Genomic DNA, 18,403 nt, shown 5'->3' on the forward strand with positions numbered 1-18,403 from the left:
AACCCGACACTACCCGTGGCTGCCGGGCGTCGTTCTAAGAGGGGGACCCATAAACCCTGGGCCGTGTCCCGTTCCATAATTTACGGATTTCGAGATGACAACGTTTCAGTTGCTATTGTCACGCGCGAAGATAAAAATCCATCCGACGGTACGGACCTGTCTAGACCTCTTGTGGTAGGTGGGCGTGAGCTGGTGAAGTGGGACACGACCTAACCAATCTGGCCATAGAAGGAGCACGAGGTGGCCCCGGAAACCCCTGGCAACGAGCCCCAGGCGCTGTCCAACCTGCTGCAGGAGAACCGCCGGTTCGCACCACCGGCCGACCTGGCAGCGGCCGCTAACGTGACCGCCGCCGCCTATGCCGAGGCGGCGGCCGACCGCCTCGGGTTCTGGGAGCGTGCTGCCGAGCGGCTGACCTGGGCCAAGCGGTGGGACACCACGCTGGAGTGGGAGCCCCCGTTCGCCAAATGGTTCGTCGGCGGTGAGCTCAACGTCGCGTACAACTGCGTCGACCGTCACGTCGAGGCGGGGCGCGGCGACAAGGTCGCCTACCACTGGGAGGGCGAGCCTGAGGGCGACTCCCGCACGCTGACCTACGCCGACCTGCAGCGGGAGGTCTCCAAGGCGGCCAACGCGCTGCAGGAGCTGGGCGTGGGCAAGGGCGACCGGGTGGCCGTCTACCTGCCGATGATCCCCGAGCTGCCGATCACGATGCTGGCGTGCGCGCGCATCGGCGCGATCCACTCGGTGGTGTTCGGCGGCTTCTCCTCGGCGGCGCTGAAGAGCCGTATCCACGACGCCGACGCCAAGCTGGTGGTCACCGCCGACGGCGGCTACCGCCGTGGCGCGCCGTCGGCGCTCAAGCCGACGGTGGACGAGGCCGTGGCCGAGTGCCCGCAGGTGGAGAACGTCCTGGTGGTGCGCCGCACCGGCGAGGAGGTCGCGTTCAACGAGCGCGACAAGTGGTGGCACGACGTCGTCGACCGTCAGAGCGACCAGCACACGCCGGTCCCGCATGATGCCGAGGACCCGCTGTACATCCTCTACACCAGCGGCACGACCGGCAAGCCGAAGGGCATCCTGCACACGACGGGCGGCTACCTGACGCAGACGGCGTGGACCCACGACGCCTGCTTCGACCTCAAGCCCGAGACCGACATCTACTGGTGCACGGCCGACATCGGCTGGGTGACCGGGCACTCCTACATCGTGTACGGCCCGCTCGCCAACGGCGCGACGAGCGTGATCTACGAGGGCACGCCCGACACCCCGCACCGCGGCCGGTTCTGGGAGATCGTCCAGAAGTACAAGGTCACGATCCTCTACACCGCGCCGACGGCGATCCGGACGTTCATGAAGTGGGGCGACGAGATCCCCGCCAAGTTCGACATGTCCAGCCTGCGCGTGCTGGGCTCGGTGGGCGAGCCGATCAACCCCGAGGCGTACGTGTGGTACCGCGAGCACATCGGCGGCGACCGCTGCCCGGTCGTCGACACGTGGTGGCAGACGGAGACGGGCGCGATCATGATCAGCCCGCTGCCGGGCGTCACCGCGGCCAAGCCCGGCGCGGCGATGCGCCCGCTGCCGGGCATCAGCGCCGACGTGGTGGACGACCAGGGCAACAGCGTGCCCGACGGCGGTGGCGGCTTCCTGGTCGTACGTGAGCCGTGGCCGGCCATGCTCCGCACGATCTGGGGCGACGACCAGCGTTACATCGACACCTACTGGAGCCGGTTCGACGGGATGTACTTCCCCGGCGACGGCGCCAAGAAGGACGAGGACGGCGACCTGTGGCTGCTGGGCCGCGTCGACGACGTCATGCTCGTCTCGGGCCACAACATCTCCACCACCGAGGTGGAGAGCGCGCTGGTCAGCCACCCGAAGGTGGCCGAGGCCGCGGTGGTGGGCGCGACCGACCCGGTGACCGGCCAGGCCATCGTGTCGTTCGTGATCCTGCGCGGCAGCGTCGAGGAGAACGACGACATCGCCGCCGAGCTGCGCAACCACGTGGCCAGGACGCTCGGCCCGATCGCCAAGCCGCGCCAGATCCTGGTGGTGCCCGAGCTGCCGAAGACCCGCTCGGGCAAGATCATGCGCCGGCTGCTGCGTGACGTGGCGGAGAACCGGAGCATCGGCGACGTCACGACGCTCGCCGACAGCACGGTGATGAACCTCATCTCGGAGAAGCTCCCGTCCGCAAAATCTGAGGACTAATCACCCGTATGGCCACATGTCCCGAAATTTCGGGACATGTGGCCGGGTAGGGTGGGTGTCTGGTGTGCCGGGAAGTCGGGTCGGCGTCATGGGGAGCCGTTCCCCCTGACCTGACCTTCGAGAGGGCTTTCACGTGCGCCGTGCCACCGATATGTGGCCTTTCACACCCACCATCCGCTATGCCCGCACCCTGACCGAGGCGCTCCGCACCGAGACGCTGGGCGGCATCGTCATGCTGGCCGCCACGGTCGCCGCACTGGTGTGGGCCAACGTCTCCCTCGACTCCTACACCGGCCTGGTCAAGACCGAGATCGCCGGGATGGAGATCTACAAGTGGGCCCAGCACGGCCTGCTGACGATCTTCTTCTTCGTCGCCGGGCTGGAGGTCAAGGAGGAGTTCGTCCACGGCGAGCTGGCCAGCCCGCGCAAGGCCGCGCTGCCCGTGCTCGCCGCCGTGGCCGGCATGGTCGTCCCCGCCGCGATCTACCTGCTGGTGAGCTGGGGTGCTCCCGGTGCGGGGCGGGGCTGGGCCATTCCCACAGCCACCGACATCGCCTTCGCGCTCGCCGTGCTCGCCGTCACGGCCAGCGCCATGCCCGCCGCGCTGCGCGCGTTCCTGCTGACCTGCGCCGTGGTGGACGACCTCGGCGCGATCACCATCATCGCGGCCTTCTACACCGACCATCTCGACCTGCCCATGCTGCTGGCCGGAGCGGCGCTGATCGGCGTGTACGGCGTCCTGCAACGGCGCGGCGTACGCACGCCCTGGATCCACCTGCCGCTGGCCGTGGCCGCCTGGTACGCCGTCGAGCAGAGCGGCGTGCACGCGACCGTCGCCGGGGTCGCGCTCGGCCTGCTGACCCGGGTGCACGCCCGCGACAGCGAGGAGCGCTCCCCCGCCGAGGCCGCCGACCACTACATCCGGCCGATCTCGGCGGGCCTGGCCGTGCCGGTGTTCGCGTTCGTGTCGGCAGGGGTGAAGCTCGACGCCGAGAGCCTCGGCGCTATGTTCTCCGATCGGGTAGTTCTGGGAGTGATTGCGGGGCTCGTGGTGGGCAAGTTCCTGGGGGTGTTCGGCGGTGCCTGGCTGGCAGTGCGGCTGGGGCTGGCGAGGCTGTCGCAGGAGCTGCGCTGGCGGGACATGGCGGCGGTGTCGTTGCTTGCCGGGATCGGGTTCACGGTGTCGCTGCTGATCGGCGATCTGGCCTATGGTGCCGATCAGGAACGGGCAACCGCCGTGACCACCGGGATCCTCGCGGCCAGCGTCATCGCCTCCGTCCTGGCAGCGGTGCTGCTGCACACCCGGGTGCGCGAGCGCCGCAGCGCACTGGATGATGATTGACACGGCCACCAGGCCTCGATAGGAGACGTTCATGCCGCAGACTCCCGAGGAAGAATCCCTGGGCTCGCTGGTCGCCCAGGCGAGCAACCACATCTCGACCCTGGTCCGATCCGAGATCGAGCTGGCCAAGGCCGAGTTCCGGTTCGACGCCAAGCGGGTGGGCATGGCGGGCGGGCTGTTCGCGGCCGCCGCGTTCATGGCACACCTGTGCCTGATCCTCGCCTCGTTCACGATCGCCTACGTGCTGGAGCAGTGGCTGCCCAAGTGGGCGGCGTTCCTCATCGTGACCGTGTTCTACCTGCTCGTGGCGGGGCTGCTGGTGTTCATCGGGGTGCGCCGGCTCAAGGGCCTGGCCGGCATGAAGCGGACCGCCAGATCGCTCAAGGGACTGAAGGAGATCGCCTCACCGGAGGAGCTGCCGGCGGGGAGCCGAGATGGCACCTGACGAGGCGGTCGTCCGGATCGAGGGGCCGTGGAAGCACCGGGCGGTCCACGCGGGCGGCACCAGGTTCCACGTCGTGGAGGCCGGTGACGGGCCGCTGGTGCTGCTTCTGCACGGGTTCCCGCAGTTCTGGTGGACGTGGCGGCACCAGCTGGCGTCGCTGCCCGCCGCGGGTTACCGCGCCGTCGCGGTCGACCTGCGCGGCTACGGCGGCAGCGACAAGCCGCCGCGCGGCTACGACCTGCCGACGCTGGCCGCCGACGCGACCGGGCTGATCCGGGCGCTGGGCGAGACCGGCGCGATCGTCGTCGGGCACGACTGGGGCGGGCTGCTGGCCTGGACGATGGCGGTGCTCGACCCGAAGTGCGTGCGCCGGCTCGTCACGGTGTCGGCGCCGCATCCGCTGCGGCTGCGCAACTCGCTGCTCACCGACCCGTTCGGCCAGCTCAGGTCGAGCCGGGTGCTCGGCTTCCAGCTTCCGCTGCTGCCCGAGCGCAGGCTGACCCGCAAGAAGGCGGCGCTGGTCGGCAGCCTCCTCGACGGCTGGTCGGGGCCGAACTGGCCCGACGCCAACGTCTCGCGGACCTACCGCGAGGCGTTCCGGATCCCGGCCGTGGCCCACTGCGCGCTGGAGTATCACCGCTGGTTCGGCCGCTCGCAGCTACGGCCCGACGGCCTGCGTTACGCGCGTGCCATGCGGACCGAGATCGAGGCCCCCACCCTGCAGTTGCACGGCGCGCTCGACCGGTGCATCCTGCCGCGGACGGCGCAGGGGTCGAGCCGTTACGTGGCGGCCCCGTACCGGTGGCGGCTGCTCGAAGGGGCGGGCCACTTCCCCCACGAGGAGATTCCCGACGTGTTCGACACGGAGTTGCTCGGCTGGCTGGCCGATCCGGAGCCCGACCGATGAGAGACCGCGACCCCGAGGGCCGGCCGCGCAACGCCAGGCCGCGCGACGAGTACGGCAGGCCGCTCCCCTACGGCTCGCCCGGCGTGGCCCGGGTGCCCGACGACTACGCGCCGAGCACGGAGCAGGCGCTGGCCGACGGCCGCCGGTTCCTGGCCGAGGGGCTGCCGTTCAACGCGCACGAGGTGTTCGAGGGGCGCTGGAAGTGCGCGCCTGAGGAGGAGCGCGAGCTGTGGCAGGGGCTGGCGCAGATCTGCGTGGGCCTGACCCATCTGCAGCGGGGCAACGGCCGGGGTGCGCTGACGCTGTTCGCCCGCGGCGCGGCGCGCGTGCAGGGCTTCGGCGAGCCGTACGACGCGGTGGGCCGGGCGGCGTCGGGCCTGGGCCACGACAGCGACCCGGCGGCGGCCGTCAGCCTGATCCTGGAGTCGTTGCCGGGCCGGTGAGCGCCGCGCGCCCGGCCAGCAGGGCGAGCGTGGCGTCGGCGGCCCGGTCGACGGCGATGCCGACGGCCTCGTCGCCGGTGCCGAACATGCCCAGCCGCAGCAGCCCGGCGTAGCCGTGGGCGACGGCGGCCACGGCGACGCCGAGCGTCTCGGCGGTGGGCCGGTCGCCGCCCGACAGGGCGAGCGCGGCGTCGTGGAACGCCTCCTTGACGGGCCGGGCGGCGTGCTCCAGCTCGGGGGCGGCGACGGCGGAGAAGGTCGGCCCGGCCAGCGCCTCGAACAGTGCGGGGTGCCCGGCGGCGAAGCGCACGTAGCCCCTGGCGACGCCGACGAGCCGCTGCTCCGGCGTGGTGCCGCGACTCTCGGCGGTGACGGCGGCGACCAGCCGCTCGCCCGCGCGCACGCCCACGGCCAGCAGCAGCTCGTCGCGGTCGGCGAAGTGGCGGTAGGGGGCGCTGGGGGCGACCCCGAGCCGCCTGCTCGCCTCGGCCAGGGAGAAGCCCTGGACACCGTGCTCGGCGATGAGCTCGACCGCGGTGTCGATCAGCGCGGCGCGCAGGTCGCCGTGGTGGTAGCGGTCGCGTTTGGTGGTCCGGGGCATCCCCTCAGGTTAGCGGCCGGGACAGTTCGTCCAGGAGGTCGCGTTCGGCCCGGTCCAGTTCGAAGGCCATCGCGCCGGCGGCCTCGGCGGCCTGGGCGGGCCTGGAGGCGCCCGGGATCGCGACCACGGTCTCGCCGTAGTGGGTGATCAGCCAGTTGAGCGCCACCTGGGCGGGTGAGACGCCGTGGGCGCGGCCGAGGTCCTTCATCGCGGCGATGAGCGGCGCGGTGCGCGCCAGGCCCTTGGCGGTGAGCCGGCTGTGGCCGAACACCCTGCGCATCGGCGGCAGGTCCCTGACCCGGGCGGGGTCGTCGTGGAAGCGGCCGGTGAGGATCCCGCCTTCCAGGGGCGAGTAGGCGATGAGCGTGACGCCGAGGCGGCGGGCCGTGTCGAGCACGCCGTCGCGCTCGACGTTGCGGTGCAGCAGGTTGATCCGCACCTGGTTTGCGGCCAGCGTGACGCCTTCCTGGGCGAGGACCCGGTGGGCGAGCTCCATCTGCCGGGCGGAGAAGTTGCTGACGCCGACGTGGCGGACCTTGCCGGCGCGTTGCAGCGCTGCCATGGCCCTGAGCTGGGCGGGGATGCTCGACAGGCTGCCGGTGGGCATGTGGATCTGGTACAGGTGGATCGGGTGGCCGCCGAGGTGGCGCAGGCGGCTGCCGATGCTGCGGCCGATGTGCCCGGCGGTGCGGCCGAGGGGCGGCCACTTGGTGGCGACGGTGACCTCGCCGGGGGCGATGCCGCACTCCTTGAGCGCGGTGGCCAGCATGCGCTCCGACTGGCCGCCGCCGTACATCTCGGCGGTGTCGAACCAGGTGACGCCGCCGTCGAGGGCGGCGCCGACGACGGCGGTGACGGTCTCCTGGCCGATGTCGCGGACGATGTACTTCGCCACGGACCGGCCGCCGGTGAACTGCATGCACCCCAGGCCGATGGGGCTGATCTCGATGCCGGTCGTGCCGAGCGTACGTGTCTTCATGCCGACCCCCATGTGATGGACATTCACAATGTGATGGACATTAACATGAGGGCATGCCGAACGAAAGCCCCGGCGGGGAGCAGGGGTCAGTCGCAGCTCTGGGTGTTGGCCGGCGAGGTGTCGGTGCGGCCCTGGTCGGCGTCGGGCTTGACCTCGGCGGCGGTCAGCGCGTAGCCGGTCTCCTCCTGGCTGATCGCGGCCGCGAAGATCACGCCGAAGACCCGGCCGTCGGCCGTGAGCAGCGGCCCGCCGGAGTTGCCCGGCAGCACCTTGCCGCGCACCGCGTAGACCGACCGGGTGACGTTGGAGGAGCGGTAGATGTCGGGCCCCTCGGCGTCGAGCTGGTTGCGGATGCGGGCCGCCTCGGCGGTGAAGCCCTTGCCCTTGGGATAGCCGGCGATGATGGCGTTGTCGCCCTTCTCGGCGGTGCCGTCGAAGGCGAGCTGCGGCAGGTTGAGCCCCGGCACGTACAGGACCGCGATGTCGCGGCTCGGGTTGTAGCGCACCACGGTCGCCTTGTGCCGCCGCGACCGGTGGTCGATCACCTGGAGGTCGCGCGTGACGCCGGCGACCACGTGCGCGTTGGTCATGATCCGGTCGCGGGCGTAGACGAAGCCGGTGCCCTCGATGTGCTTGTTGCAGCTCTCGGCGTTGCCCTGCACCTTGACGATGGCCCGCTGGGCGCGCGCCAGCCGCTCGCCCTGCAGCACGCTCTGCGCGGGCGGCGGCACGTCCACGAACGAGCCCGCCCCGATGGCGTCGAAGACCGGCGGGAACTCCGAACGGTCGATGAGCTTCTTGAACGGCTGCTGCCAGTTGCGCGCCGACTGCGGGATGGCGTCGTCGATGGTGGTGAGCAGCAGTGACTGCCTGACCTGGTCGACCAGCGGCGTGAAGGAGGTGGAGACGACCAGCGACCCGATCAGCCAGGCGATGACCAGCACCGACAGCGCGCTGGCGAACGTGCCGCCGACCGCGTCGGCGACCCTGGCGGGCTCCCAGGTGACGTGGCTGCGCACCACGGCCCCGATGGTCGAGGAGGCGAACTGCCCGATCGTCGCGGCGAGGAAGACGATCACGATGGCGAGCAGCGCCTGCGGGGTGTCGCCGTCGACGATCGCCTTGGAGATCGGCGGCGCGATGAACACCCCGAGCAGCGCCCCGCCCACGAACCCGACGAAGCTGGTGACGCCTATGATGAAGCCCTGCCGGTAGCCCGAGACGCCGAAGGCGATCACGAGGCCAATCAATATGAGGTCAAGCAGATCGCCGCGCACCCTTCAAAGCTAACCAGGGATACGGTCAAGTGTGCACGTCTTCCGCCAGGACGGCGTCACCCTGCGGGTTACCTTGATCCCTATGCCGCCGGTCAGAGATCTCATCGACGCAGCTCTCGACGACCCCGACCCCGACGGGCAGGTGCGCTGGCAGGTGATCTCCGCCCTTCGGGAGCGGGGCGACCTGGAGTGCTTCATCGAGGCGCGGCGGCTGTGTGCGGCCGACTCCGTCACCGAGCGGCTGCTCGGCGTCGACATCCTCGGCATGCTCGCCGCGTACGTGGACCGCACGCTGCCCGTGCTGCGCTTCCTGGCGGCGGGCGAGGACGACGTCATGGTGCTCTACTCGGTGCTGATCGCGTTCGGCCACCTCGCGGACCCGCGCTCGCTGCCGTCGGTGATCGACCTGGCCGGGCACCACGACCCGCGCGTCAGGTACGGCGCGGCCTACGCGCTCCAGCACGTGCTGGGCGACCCGCCGGACCGGACCGGGCTCGACACGCTGCGCCGGCTGACCGCCGACAGCGATGCCGACGTGGCGGGCTGGGCCGCGCTCGGCTTCGCGCTAACCACGGGCCGTGAGGTTTAGCACCTCCGGCGGGATGTCCTCCACGCGCGTCGCGTCCCACGGCCGCTCCAGGCCGCCCACGCGCAGCACCGAGTCGAGCACCACCGCGGTGAACCCCCACACGAGCATCCCGCGCACCCGGAACGCCGGGCCGGCCATCTCCTGCGAGAGCCGCATCGTGAGCCGGTTGCCCGGGTCGACCAGCTCGGCGACGGGCACCCGCTCGACGGAGTCGACCTCGTCGGGAGAGGCGGCGTGCACCGCCGACGGGGTGTGCCACCAGCCGAGCACCGGGGTCACCCGGTTGTCGCTGTGGGACAGGTAGAGCTCGGGCATCGTGCACAGCACGCGCACGCCGCGCGGGTCGAGCCCGGTCTCCTCCTCGGCCTCGCGCAGGGCCGCGCCGACCGGGCCGCCGTCGCCAGGGTCGACGCCGCCGCCGGGGAAGGCCGGCTGGCCCGCGTGCCTGCGCCCGCGCATGCTGCGCTGGATGAGCAGCACGTCGGGGCCGAGCGGGCCCTCGCCGAACAGCATCAACACCGCCGCCTCACGCCCGCCCTCGCCCGGCGGGCGCATCCGCTCGGGCACAGGGGTGCGTACGGCCTTGGCCGCGAGGTGGTCCAGCCATGCGGGGACGTGGGTCACGCAACCTCCAACACACCGAGCCTCCGGGGACTTCCCGGTCAGGAGAACGGGCCGGGCCGGACGAGCTTCTGGGCCTCCTCGGCGCTGGTGGGGCCGGTGCCGTAGGAGGGGCAGAGCGCGGCGAGCGGGCAGACGCCGCAGGCCGGGCGGCGGGCGATGCAGATGCGGCGGCCGTGCCAGATGATCCGGTGCGAGAAGACCGTCCACTCCCGCTTGGGGATCAGCTCGCCCACGACGTGCTCGATCTTGACCGGGTCGGTCTCCTCGGTCCACCCGAACCGCCTGACCAGCCGCTGGAAGTGGGTGTCGACGGTGAGCCCCGGCACCCCGAACGGCTCGCCGGTCTCGGGGTCGACGGCGTTGCCGAGCACCACGTTGGCGGTCTTGCGGCCCACGCCCGGCAGCGTGACGAGGTCGTCGAGCTTCTTCGGCACCTTGCCGCCGAACCTGTCGCGCAGCCCGGCCGACAGCCCGAGCAGCGAACGCGCCTTCGCCCGGTAGAAGCCGGTCGGCTTGATGATCGCCTCCAGGTCCTCCGGGTCGGCCGCCGCGAGGTCGTCGGCCGTCGGGTACTTGGCGAACAGCGCGGGCGTCGTCAGGTTGACCCGCACGTCGGTGGTCTGCGCCGACAGCACGGTGGCGACCAGGAGCTGGAAGGGGTTGTCGAAGTCGAGCTCGCAGTGGGCGTCGGGGTAGGTCTCGGCGAGGATCCGGTTCATCCGGCGGGCCCTGCGCACCAGGCCCAGTCGTGTCTCGGGCCTGCGCCTGCGGGCACCCGCCACATTCGTCGCCATGCCGGAAAGGGTATGTCTCCGCGACACCGCCGCGTGCCGGTACGCCCAGGACGGGCTCGGGAGAGCTGACGATGGTGATAGATCCCCTCTTTTGGGGATAAGCCCGCGTCTGTGCCTGAATGCAGCCGAAGGTCAGGCGCACGAAAGGGTACGAGTAACCTATGTGTGCCGCATGCAGTGGGGTGAGTCACAATGGCAGCAGAGGAGGACGCGTGAACACGGAAGAAGTGCTGGGCAAAGCCCCTCTGTTCGCCGCGCTCGACCGCGAGAGCGCAGCGGCGTTGCGGACGAGCATCACCGAGGTGCAGCTGTCCAAGGGGCAGACGCTCTTCCACGAGAACGAGACGGGCGACCGGCTCTATGTCGTCCTCGACGGCAAGATCAAGCTGTCCCGCACCTCCCCCGACGGGCGCGAGAACCTGCTGAGCGTGCTCGGCCCGAGCGAGATGTTCGGCGAGCTGTCGCTGTTCGACCCGCGCCCGCGCACCGCCACCGCGACCGCGCTGACCGACGTCCGGCTGGCCGGGCTCGGCCACGACGACCTGCGGCCCTGGCTGACCGGCCGCCCCGAGGTGGCGCTCCACCTGCTGCGCGCGCTCGCCCAGCGGCTTCGGCGCACCAACGACGTGCTGGCCGACCTGGTCTTCACCGACGTGCCCGGCCGGGTGGCCAAGCAGCTCCTCGACCTGGCCGAGCGGTTCGGCACCAAGACCGACGACGGTCTGCGCGTCCACCACGACCTCACGCAGGAGGAGCTGGCCCAGCTCGTCGGCGCCTCACGTGAGACGGTCAACAAGGCGCTGGCCGACTTCGCGCAGCGCGGCTGGCTGCGCATCGAGGCCAAGGCCGTGGTGATCCTCGACATGGACCGGCTCTACAACCGCTCCAGATAGTCGAGCTGGGCCCGCACCGACAGCTCGGCGGCGGGCCACAGCGACCGGTCGACGTTCGCGTACACGATCTTCACGATCTCCCTCGGCGTGCGCGCGCCCTGCTCCCGCGCCTGCCTGATCTGGTCCAGGCGTTCGCGCCGGTGCGCGATGTAGCCGTCGAGCGCGCCGATCGGGTCCGGCAGCACCGGCCCGTGGCCCGGCAGCAGCGCCCGCGCCTCCAGGCTCTCCGCCACCGCCCTGAGCCTGTCGAGGCTGCGCAGGTAGTCGGCCAGCCCGCCGTCGCCCGCGATGATCGTGGTGCCCCGGCCCAGCACGGTGTCGCCGGTCAGCATCGCCCGGTCGGCCGGCAGCCAGAAGCACAGCGAGTCGAACGAGTGCCCCGGCGTCCCGTACACGTGGATCTCCAGCCCGGCCACGGTCACCACGTCGCCGTCGGCCAGGCCCTCCTCGCCCAGCCTGTGGCGGGGGTCGAGGGCGCGTACGGGAGCCCTGACGAGCTCGGCGAAGCGCCGGGCGCCGCCGCTGTGGTCGAAATGGCCGTGGGTGAGCAGGATCTCCCGTACCCGGCGCCCGCCCAGGTGGTCGCGGACGCGCAACAGGTGACCCTCGTCGCCGGGGCCCGGGTCGACGACCACGACCTCGTCCTGGCCGCCGATGACCCACGTGTTGGTGCCGTCGAGCGTCATCGCCGACGGGTTGGGCGCGAGCAGGTTCTCGGCGTGGTCCGTACGGGATCCGTCGGGGCCGCCGATCGGGATGTGCAGGCCGCTCATCCGGTCACCAGCCGCCACTCGCCGTCGACCTCCACGACCTTCGGCATGATCGTGACGATCTCCCGCTTCTCGGCCAGCACCGACTCCACGCCGTCGTGCCCGGCCAGCTCGGCGAGCGTCTGGCGGGTGGGCGGCATCAGGAAGATCTCTCCCCGGTCGGCCAGCGCGACCGCGTCGGCGGGGCGCTGCCAGACCACCTGGTCCGCCTCGCCGCCTACGTCGCGGGTGCGCTGGCCCTCCGGGAGCACGGCGACGAAGAAGCGGGTGTCGAAGCGCCGGGTCTCGACCTCCGGCGTGATCCAGTGCGCCCACGGCTTGAGCAGGTCGGAGCGCAGCACCAGGCCGCGCCGGTCGAGGAAGTCGGCGAAGGACAGGCTGCGGTCGATGAGCGCCAGCCGGTCGGCCTCCCACCCGTCACCGGTCGTGTCGGCGACCACCGAATCGGGCCCGGCGCCCGCGAGCAGCACGCCCGACTCCTCGAACGTCTCCCGCACGGCGGCGCACACCAGCCCTCTGGCCACCGCCTCGCCGGCTCCGAAGATCCGCCCCCACTCGGCGGGCGACGGCCCGGCCCAGGCCACGGCCTGGTCGGTGTCGCGCGGATCGACGGAGCCGCCGGGGAAGACGTACGCCCCGGCGGCGAAGGCCATCGTGGCCTTGCGGCGCAGCAGGTAGGCCTGGACGCCGTCGGGCCGGCCCGGGCGCAGGATCGCCACCGTGGCGGCGTCCCGCGCCGGGGCCGGGTCGACCTGCCCGGCGATGATGCCCCGTGCCCGCTCGGCGAGCTCGTCGGGGAGCCGAAGTCCAGCCACATGACCTCCTTCTAGAACATCACTCGGTCATGGTGGCATATCGGACCTTCAGGACACCTCCGCGATCAGCTCCACTTCCACCGGAGCGTCGAGGGGCAGCGCGGCCACGCCGACGGCGCTGCGCGCGTGCTTGCCGGCCTCGCCGAAGATCTCGGCCAGCAGCTCGCTCGCGCCGTTGGCCACCTGCGGCTGCTGGGTGAAGTCGGGCGCGCTGGCCACGAAGACCACGGCCTTGACGATCCGCTTCACCCGCGACAGCTCGCCGACCTCGGCCTTGAGCGCGGCGACGGCGTTGAGCGCGCAGATGCGGGCCTGCTCGCGGCCCTCGTCGACGCCCAGGTCGACGCCCAGCTTGCCGGTCTGGTGCAGCTTGCCCTCGACCATCGGGACCTGGCCCGAGGTGTAGACGAGCTGACCGGTGCGCACGGTCGGCACGTAGGCCGCCAGCGGGGCCACGACCTCGGGGAGCGTCAGGCCCAGCTCCTCGATCTTCTGCTCGGGACTCATGCCTTCTCCCTCTTGAAGTACGCGACCAGCTGCTCGGGCGTCGCGCCCTGCACGATCTGGACCAGCTCCCAGCCGTCGGCGCCGAAGTTGTCGAGGATCATCTTGGTGTTGTGTATCAGCACCGGGGCGGTGAGGTACTCCCATTTCTTCATGGGGCTCAGCGTAGTGTGAGCAATCTCAAACGGTGGTCGCGGGCTTTCGACAAGTGACCGTTCGGTAGCCTCGAAGTCGTGGACTCTCCGGACACGGACTGGGACGGCGTGCGACTGCACGTCGTCACCGGCAAGGGCGGCACGGGCAAGACGACGGTCGCCGCGGCCCTCGCCCTCGCCCTCGCCGCAGGCGGCCGCAAGGTGCTGCTCGTGGAGGTGGAGGGCCGCCAGGGCATCGCGCAGATCTTCGACCTGCCGCCGCTGCCGTACGAGGAGCGCCGGATCGCCGTGGCGCCCTCGGGCGGTGACGTGTTCGCGCTGGCCATCGACCCCGAAGACGCCATGCTCGAATACATGGAGATGTTCTACGGGATGCGCCGGGCGGGTCGCGCGCTGACCAAGATGGGTCTCGTCGACTTCGCCACCACCGTGGCCCCCGGCTTCCGGGACGTGCTGGTCACCGGCAAGACCACCGAGGCCGTGCGCCGGCGCGGGCGTGACGGCAAGCGGGTCTACGACGCCGTGGTGCTCGACGCGCCGCCCACGGGCCGCATCACGCGGTTCCTGAACGTCACCCAGGAGGTCGCCGGGCTGGCCAAGGTGGGCCCGATCAAGAGCCACTCCGACCTCGTCCACGGCGTCGTGAAAAGTCCGGAAACGGCTGTGCATTTCGTGACGCTGCTGGAAGAGATGCCCGTCCAGGAAACACTCGACGGAATCGCCGAACTCGCCGGCGCGGGACTGCCCACCGGTGGCATCTTCATCAACATGGTGCGCGAATCCCTCCTCCCGCAGGCCGCCCTTGACAGGGCTGTCAAGGGCGGATTCGACGCCGGAGAGCTCACGCTCGGCCTCAAGGCCGCCGGGCTCGCCGACGGGTCCGACGCCGGCGCCCTGGCCGAGGCGCTCGCCGAAGAGGTCGTCGAGCACGCCCGCCGCACCGACCTCGAACGCGCCGAACGCGAATCGCTGGCCGCCTCCACGCTGCCGCGCTACGAGCTGCCGCTGCTCACCGACGGGGTGGACCTGGCAGGGCTGTACGAGCTGGCCGAGAGCATCCGCAAGCAGGGAGCAGCGTGAAGAAGCCCGCCACCCTCGACATCGACGCCATCCTCGACGACCGGGGCACCCGGATCATCGTCTGCTGCGGCTCGGGCGGCGTCGGCAAGACCACCACGGCCGCCGCGCTGGGCCTGCGCGCCGCCGAACGCGGCAGGTGTGCCGTCGTGCTCACCGTCGACCCGGCCCGCCGCCTGGCCCAGTCGATGGGCCTCACCGAGCTCGACAACACCCCGCGCCTGGTCACCGAGAGCGAGGACGGCGGCCAGCTCTACGCGATGATGCTCGACATGAAGCGCACGTTCGACGAGATCATCGAGGCGCACGCCGATCCCGAACGGGCCCGCCAGATCCTGTCGAACCCCTTCTACCAGTCGCTGTCGTCCAGCTTCTCCGGCACCCAGGAGTACATGGCGATGGAGAAGCTGGGCCAGCTCCGCCGCTCCGACGAGTGGGACCTGATCATCGTCGACACGCCGCCGTCACGCTCGGCGCTCGACTTCCTCGACGCGCCGGAACGGCTCGGCCGCTTCCTCGACGGCAGGTTCATCAAGCTGCTCACCGCACCCGCCAAGGCCGGCGGGCGCAGCGCGTTCAAGCTGCTCAACGCCGGGTTCGGGATCGTCGCCGGAGCCATGACCAAGCTGCTGGGCGCGCAGGTGATCAAGGACCTGCAGACGTTCGTGTCGGCCCTGGACGCGGTGTTCGGCGGTTTCAGGCAGCGCGCCGACCAGACGTACAAGCTGCTCCAGGCACCCGGCACCGCCTTCATCGTGGTCGCCGCGCCGGAGCGCGACGCGATGCGCGAGGCTTCCTACTTCGTCGAGCGGCTGGCCGAGGAGCGGATGCCGCTCGCCGGCCTGGTCGTCAACCGGGTCCACGAGTCGCCGGCGGCGACGCTCTCGGGGGTGAGAAGCGCCGCCGCGGCCGAAGACCTGGAATCGCGGGGCGAGCACGAGCTGACCGCGGCCGTGTTGCGGCTACACACGGGCCGGATGCAGCTCGCCGCTCGCGAGCACCGGGAGCAGGACCACTTCGTCAGCGCCCATCCCACGGTGCCCATCGCCAAGGTGGCGGCCATGACCGAGGACGTGCACGACCTGGATGGCCTGCGACGCGTCGGAGAGCTCCTGGCGAACGGCTGAGAGCACGGCCGGGGTCGGCCGCGCTCTCGGGCCGGCTCAGCCGGCGATCAGCTCGTTGGTCCGCTCGTACTCTTCTTTGGCCGACTCGAGCAGCTCGCGCCACGAGTCGACGTCCGGTCGCCGCCGAAGCAGCGCTCGCCGCTCCCGCTCGGTCATACCGCCCCACACCCCGAACTCGATGCGGTTGTCGAGCGCATCGGCGAGGCATTCGGTACGGACAGGGCATCCTCGGCAGATGAGCTTCGCCCTGTTCTGGGCGGCTCCCTGGACGAACAGAGCGTCAGGATCCGCACCTTTACAGGCGGCACGGGAGGTCCAATCCGTGATCCACATTTTCGACCCCACTCCCCTTAGGTGGTCAGTCGTCAGTTGGGGCCGACGGGCGCGGGCGCCGAGCCTCCGTATTCAGTTGCCGCAGGGAGAACGTACGCAAGAAGACCTTCGGGCCGACAGACCCCAGAGGACCAAATTCTCGCTGGAGTCTTGACCGGGAATGACTAGTCACCCCCGTCAGTCAAGGCGAAATGCAGGCGTGTTACCGATAAGGTCACCCTTTCGACGTACCCTTGGTACTGTGCAAGCTCAGGGCAAAGATCGTTCCTCGCCGATCCTGAACGTCATCAAGCTGATCGCAGCTGGGTCGGCCGCAGGCGTGCTGGCGGCAGCCGTGGCGCTGCCCGCGGTCGGCGGCGCGGGCGTCTCCGCCAAGAGCGGCATGGAGATGCTCGACCTCAAGCCCGAGGACCTGGCCGAACCGCCGCTGTCCGAGCGCACAGTGCTGCTCGACGCCAACGGCGACCAGATCGCGCAGTTCTACTTCGAGAACCGCCAGTCGGTGACCCTCGACAAGGTCGCGCCCATCATGCAGAAGGCCCTGATCGCGATCGAGGACTTCCGCTTCTACCAGCACGGACCGATCGACATCGAGGGCACCACCCGGGCGCTGATCAAGAACCTTACCACCGGCGGCGTGACGCAGGGCGGTTCTTCGATCACACAGCAGTACGTGAAGCAGGTGCTGGTCAACTCGGCCGAGACGCCCGAGGAGCAGGCGGCGGCCATCGCCCCCACGATCTCCCGCAAACTGGCCGAACTGCGCTACGCGATGGCGATCGAGAAGAAGTACACCAAGGACCAGATCCTCGAGCGCTACCTGAACATCGCCTACTTCGGCGCCGGAGCCCACGGCATCCAGGCAGCCGCCAAGCGCTTCTTCGACAAGCCCGCTTCCAAGCTCACCCTGGCCCAGGCCGCCACCCTCGCCGGCGCCGTCCAGAACCCCGCCAGGACCGACCCCAACGTCGGCCCCAAGTCGCGGGCGCTGCTGCTGGAGCGGCGCAACGTGGTGCTCGACCGGATGGCCGAGATCGGCACCATCACCAAGGCCGAGGCCGCCGACGCCAAGGCCAAGAAGCTCGGCTGGAAGGACGTCCCGTTCCCCGGCGGGTGCGAGGAGAGCGAATACCCGTACTTCTGCCTCTACGTGCAGAACGAGATCCTGCTCAACGCCGACTTCGGCAAGACCGCCAAGGACCGGCTCAAGCTGCTCCAGCGCGGCGGCCTGACCATCAAGACCACGATCGACCCGAAGATGCAGAAGGCGTCCGAAAAGGCGATCAAGAAGTACGTGAGCCCCAAGGACAAGCCCGTCGCCGCCCAGGCGATGATCGTCCCGGGCACCGGCGAGATCAAGGCCATGGCCGCCTCCCGCAAGTACGGCAACAACAAGAAGAAGAACGAGATCAGCTACAACCTCGTCGCCGACATGGCACACGGCGGCGGCCCCGGCTTCCAGCAGGGCTCAACCGCCAAGGCCTACACGCTGGCCACGGCGCTCGAAGAGGGGCTGAAGTTCAACGACGGCTTCCCCTCCCCCGCCGGCTACACCGCCTCCGGCTACAGCGCGTTCAAGAACTGCAAGGGCAAGAACGTCGGCGACCCCAGCCACGAGGTGCGCAACTCCAGCGAGGGCGGCGGCGGCTTCAAGACCCTGCAGACCGGCACCTGGGGCTCGGTCAACACGTTCTTCATGCGGCTGGAGCAGGAAGTCGGCCTCTGCAAGGTGGTCAAGCTGTCCAAGCGCCTCGGGCTCAAGCGGGCCGACGGCGACGACCTGCGCGAGTTCGAGACCTTCACGCTCGGCATCAACGAGGTCGACCCGGTCACCGTGGCCAACTCCTACGCCGTCTTCGGCGCGCGCGGCAAGTACTGCCAGCCGCTCGCCGTGACCGAGGTCAAGGACCGCTACGGCGAGGTCATGCGGTTCAAGCCCAAGTGCTCGCAGGTCATGGACGAGGAGGTGGCCGACGCCGTCAGCGCCGTGCTGGAAGGCGTCTTCACCAAGGGCACCATGACCGGCGTCGGCGGCATCGGCCGTGACGCCGCCGGCAAGACCGGCACCACCGACGGCTACACCGCCGCCTGGTTCGCCGGCTACACCCCGAACCTCGCCTCCGCCGTCAGCCTCGGCGACCCGCGCGGCGCCTTCGCCCACGACCTCGTCGGCGTCACCATCGGCGGGCAGTACTACGGGTACGTCTACGGCGCGTCGATCTCCGGGCCGATCTGGAAGGACTCGATGATGGCCGCGCTCAAGGGCGTCGAGGCGGCCAAGTTCCATCCCGTCGACCAGTCACGCTTCGGCGGCTGCACCGACGAGTGCGCGCCCAAGCCCAAGAAGAAGAAGGACAAGGGCGACGACGGCGACGAAGGCGGTCCCGACGTCGGCGACCCGTCCGACCTGGCCGACTGGTTCGACGACCGGCGCGGCGACGGCAACGGCGACGACCGGGGCCAGAACGGCGACTGGGGCGACAACCCGCTCCTGCCCGCCCGCGACTAGCCCGC

Annotated in this window: 20 protein-coding genes; 10 read left to right on the top strand and 10 right to left on the bottom strand. The window is 70.6% G+C overall.

The window, feature by feature from the left end:
* The first annotated feature begins 240 nt into the window (after positions 1-240).
* From acs to ACBI99_RS16165, 5 genes are all read left to right on the top strand, one after another.
* Positions 241-2,214, top strand: a complete 1,974-nt coding sequence (acs, locus tag ACBI99_RS16145) for an acetate--CoA ligase (protein ID WP_357584757.1) — start codon at positions 241-243, stop codon at positions 2,212-2,214.
* 151 nt (positions 2,215-2,365) lie between these two features.
* Positions 2,366-3,556, top strand: coding sequence for a Na+/H+ antiporter NhaA (nhaA, locus tag ACBI99_RS16150; RefSeq protein WP_246643630.1), 1,191 nt, complete (start codon positions 2,366-2,368; stop codon positions 3,554-3,556).
* 31 nt (positions 3,557-3,587) lie between these two features.
* Positions 3,588-4,001: a phage holin family protein gene (locus ACBI99_RS16155; protein ID WP_219499409.1), complete on the top strand. Its 414-nt coding sequence runs from the start codon at positions 3,588-3,590 to the stop codon at positions 3,999-4,001.
* Positions 3,991-4,908 carry an alpha/beta fold hydrolase gene (locus tag ACBI99_RS16160; protein ID WP_375072601.1) on the top strand — a complete coding sequence of 306 codons (918 nt, stop codon included), beginning with the start codon at positions 3,991-3,993 and terminating at the stop codon, positions 4,906-4,908. The genes ACBI99_RS16155 and ACBI99_RS16160 overlap by 11 nt, the downstream gene beginning before the upstream one ends.
* Positions 4,905-5,351 (top strand): DUF309 domain-containing protein, encoded by a 447-nt coding sequence (locus ACBI99_RS16165; RefSeq protein WP_219499406.1) that lies wholly within the window; start codon positions 4,905-4,907, stop codon positions 5,349-5,351. The genes ACBI99_RS16160 and ACBI99_RS16165 overlap by 4 nt, the downstream gene beginning before the upstream one ends.
* On the opposite strand, the gene ACBI99_RS16170 is transcribed toward ACBI99_RS16165, so the two are convergent.
* From ACBI99_RS16170 to ACBI99_RS16180, 3 genes are all read right to left on the bottom strand, one after another.
* Positions 5,317-5,952 (bottom strand): TetR/AcrR family transcriptional regulator, encoded by a 636-nt coding sequence (locus ACBI99_RS16170; protein WP_219499404.1) that lies wholly within the window; start codon positions 5,950-5,952, stop codon positions 5,317-5,319. The two genes, ACBI99_RS16165 and ACBI99_RS16170, sit on opposite strands and share 35 nt — an antisense overlap.
* 4 nt (positions 5,953-5,956) lie before the next feature.
* Complete coding sequence (locus ACBI99_RS16175) at positions 5,957-6,931, bottom strand: aldo/keto reductase (RefSeq protein WP_219499402.1); 975 nt, start codon at positions 6,929-6,931, stop codon at positions 5,957-5,959.
* 86 nt (positions 6,932-7,017) lie between these two features.
* Positions 7,018-8,208, bottom strand: a complete 1,191-nt coding sequence (locus ACBI99_RS16180; RefSeq protein ID WP_219499400.1) for a MarP family serine protease — start codon at positions 8,206-8,208, stop codon at positions 7,018-7,020.
* Between the two features lie 82 nt (positions 8,209-8,290).
* Here ACBI99_RS16180 and ACBI99_RS16185 point away from each other — a divergent pair, with 82 nt between their 5' ends.
* Positions 8,291-8,797: a HEAT repeat domain-containing protein gene (locus tag ACBI99_RS16185; protein WP_219499397.1), complete on the top strand. Its 507-nt coding sequence runs from the start codon at positions 8,291-8,293 to the stop codon at positions 8,795-8,797.
* Here ACBI99_RS16185 and ACBI99_RS16190 read toward each other — a convergent pair.
* Positions 8,774-9,421, bottom strand: a complete 648-nt coding sequence (locus ACBI99_RS16190) for a CoA pyrophosphatase (protein ID WP_308125573.1) — start codon at positions 9,419-9,421, stop codon at positions 8,774-8,776. The two genes, ACBI99_RS16185 and ACBI99_RS16190, sit on opposite strands and share 24 nt — an antisense overlap.
* A gap of 38 nt (positions 9,422-9,459) precedes the next feature.
* Entirely contained in the window at positions 9,460-10,215 is a 756-nt protein-coding gene (gene nth, locus ACBI99_RS16195; RefSeq protein ID WP_375072602.1) for an endonuclease III, read from the bottom strand.
* Positions 10,216-10,376: 161 nt separating this feature from the next.
* On the opposite strand from nth, the gene ACBI99_RS16200 reads away from it, so the two are divergent.
* On the top strand, positions 10,377-11,108 hold the full coding sequence (locus tag ACBI99_RS16200; protein ID WP_219499392.1) for a Crp/Fnr family transcriptional regulator: 732 nt from the start codon (positions 10,377-10,379) through the stop codon (positions 11,106-11,108).
* Here the strand turns inward: ACBI99_RS16200 and ACBI99_RS16205 are convergent.
* From ACBI99_RS16205 to ACBI99_RS16220, 4 genes are read right to left on the bottom strand one after another with little or no spacing between them, the layout of a single operon-like run.
* On the bottom strand, positions 11,090-11,881 hold the full coding sequence (locus tag ACBI99_RS16205; RefSeq protein ID WP_357584761.1) for an MBL fold metallo-hydrolase: 792 nt from the start codon (positions 11,879-11,881) through the stop codon (positions 11,090-11,092). The genes ACBI99_RS16200 and ACBI99_RS16205 overlap by 19 nt on opposite strands.
* Entirely contained in the window at positions 11,878-12,693 is an 816-nt protein-coding gene (locus tag ACBI99_RS16210) for an NUDIX hydrolase (RefSeq protein ID WP_219499386.1), read from the bottom strand. Before ACBI99_RS16210 ends, ACBI99_RS16205 begins: the two co-directional genes overlap by 4 nt.
* 48 nt (positions 12,694-12,741) lie before the next feature.
* Positions 12,742-13,200, bottom strand: coding sequence for a RidA family protein (locus ACBI99_RS16215; RefSeq protein WP_357584763.1), 459 nt, complete (start codon positions 13,198-13,200; stop codon positions 12,742-12,744).
* Complete coding sequence (locus ACBI99_RS16220; protein ID WP_156325316.1) at positions 13,197-13,352, bottom strand: DUF4177 domain-containing protein; 156 nt, start codon at positions 13,350-13,352, stop codon at positions 13,197-13,199. The genes ACBI99_RS16215 and ACBI99_RS16220 overlap by 4 nt, the downstream gene beginning before the upstream one ends.
* Before the next feature lie 78 nt (positions 13,353-13,430).
* Here ACBI99_RS16220 and ACBI99_RS16225 point away from each other — a divergent pair, with 78 nt between their 5' ends.
* Together ACBI99_RS16225 and ACBI99_RS16230 are read left to right on the top strand one after the other, a co-directional pair.
* Entirely contained in the window at positions 13,431-14,432 is a 1,002-nt protein-coding gene (locus tag ACBI99_RS16225; RefSeq protein WP_357584765.1) for an ArsA-related P-loop ATPase, read from the top strand.
* A complete protein-coding gene (locus ACBI99_RS16230) occupies positions 14,429-15,556 on the top strand; it encodes an ArsA family ATPase (RefSeq protein WP_357584767.1) in 1,128 nt (375 codons plus the stop codon). Before ACBI99_RS16225 ends, ACBI99_RS16230 begins: the two co-directional genes overlap by 4 nt.
* Positions 15,557-15,592: 36 nt before the next feature.
* On the opposite strand, the gene ACBI99_RS16235 is transcribed toward ACBI99_RS16230, so the two are convergent.
* The gene (locus ACBI99_RS16235; protein ID WP_020542548.1) at positions 15,593-15,889 is read right to left on the bottom strand and encodes a WhiB family transcriptional regulator; all 297 of its coding nucleotides are present in this window, start codon (positions 15,887-15,889) and stop codon (positions 15,593-15,595) included.
* A 241-nt stretch (positions 15,890-16,130) separates the two neighbouring features.
* Here ACBI99_RS16235 and ACBI99_RS16240 point away from each other — a divergent pair, with 241 nt between their 5' ends.
* Entirely contained in the window at positions 16,131-18,398 is a 2,268-nt protein-coding gene (locus tag ACBI99_RS16240) for a transglycosylase domain-containing protein (protein ID WP_375072603.1), read from the top strand.
* Positions 18,399-18,403: the final 5 nt, after the last annotated feature.

This window comes from Nonomuraea sp. ATR24 (assembly GCF_041950485.1).
Lineage (GTDB): Bacteria > Actinomycetota > Actinomycetes > Streptosporangiales > Streptosporangiaceae > Nonomuraea > Nonomuraea ceibae.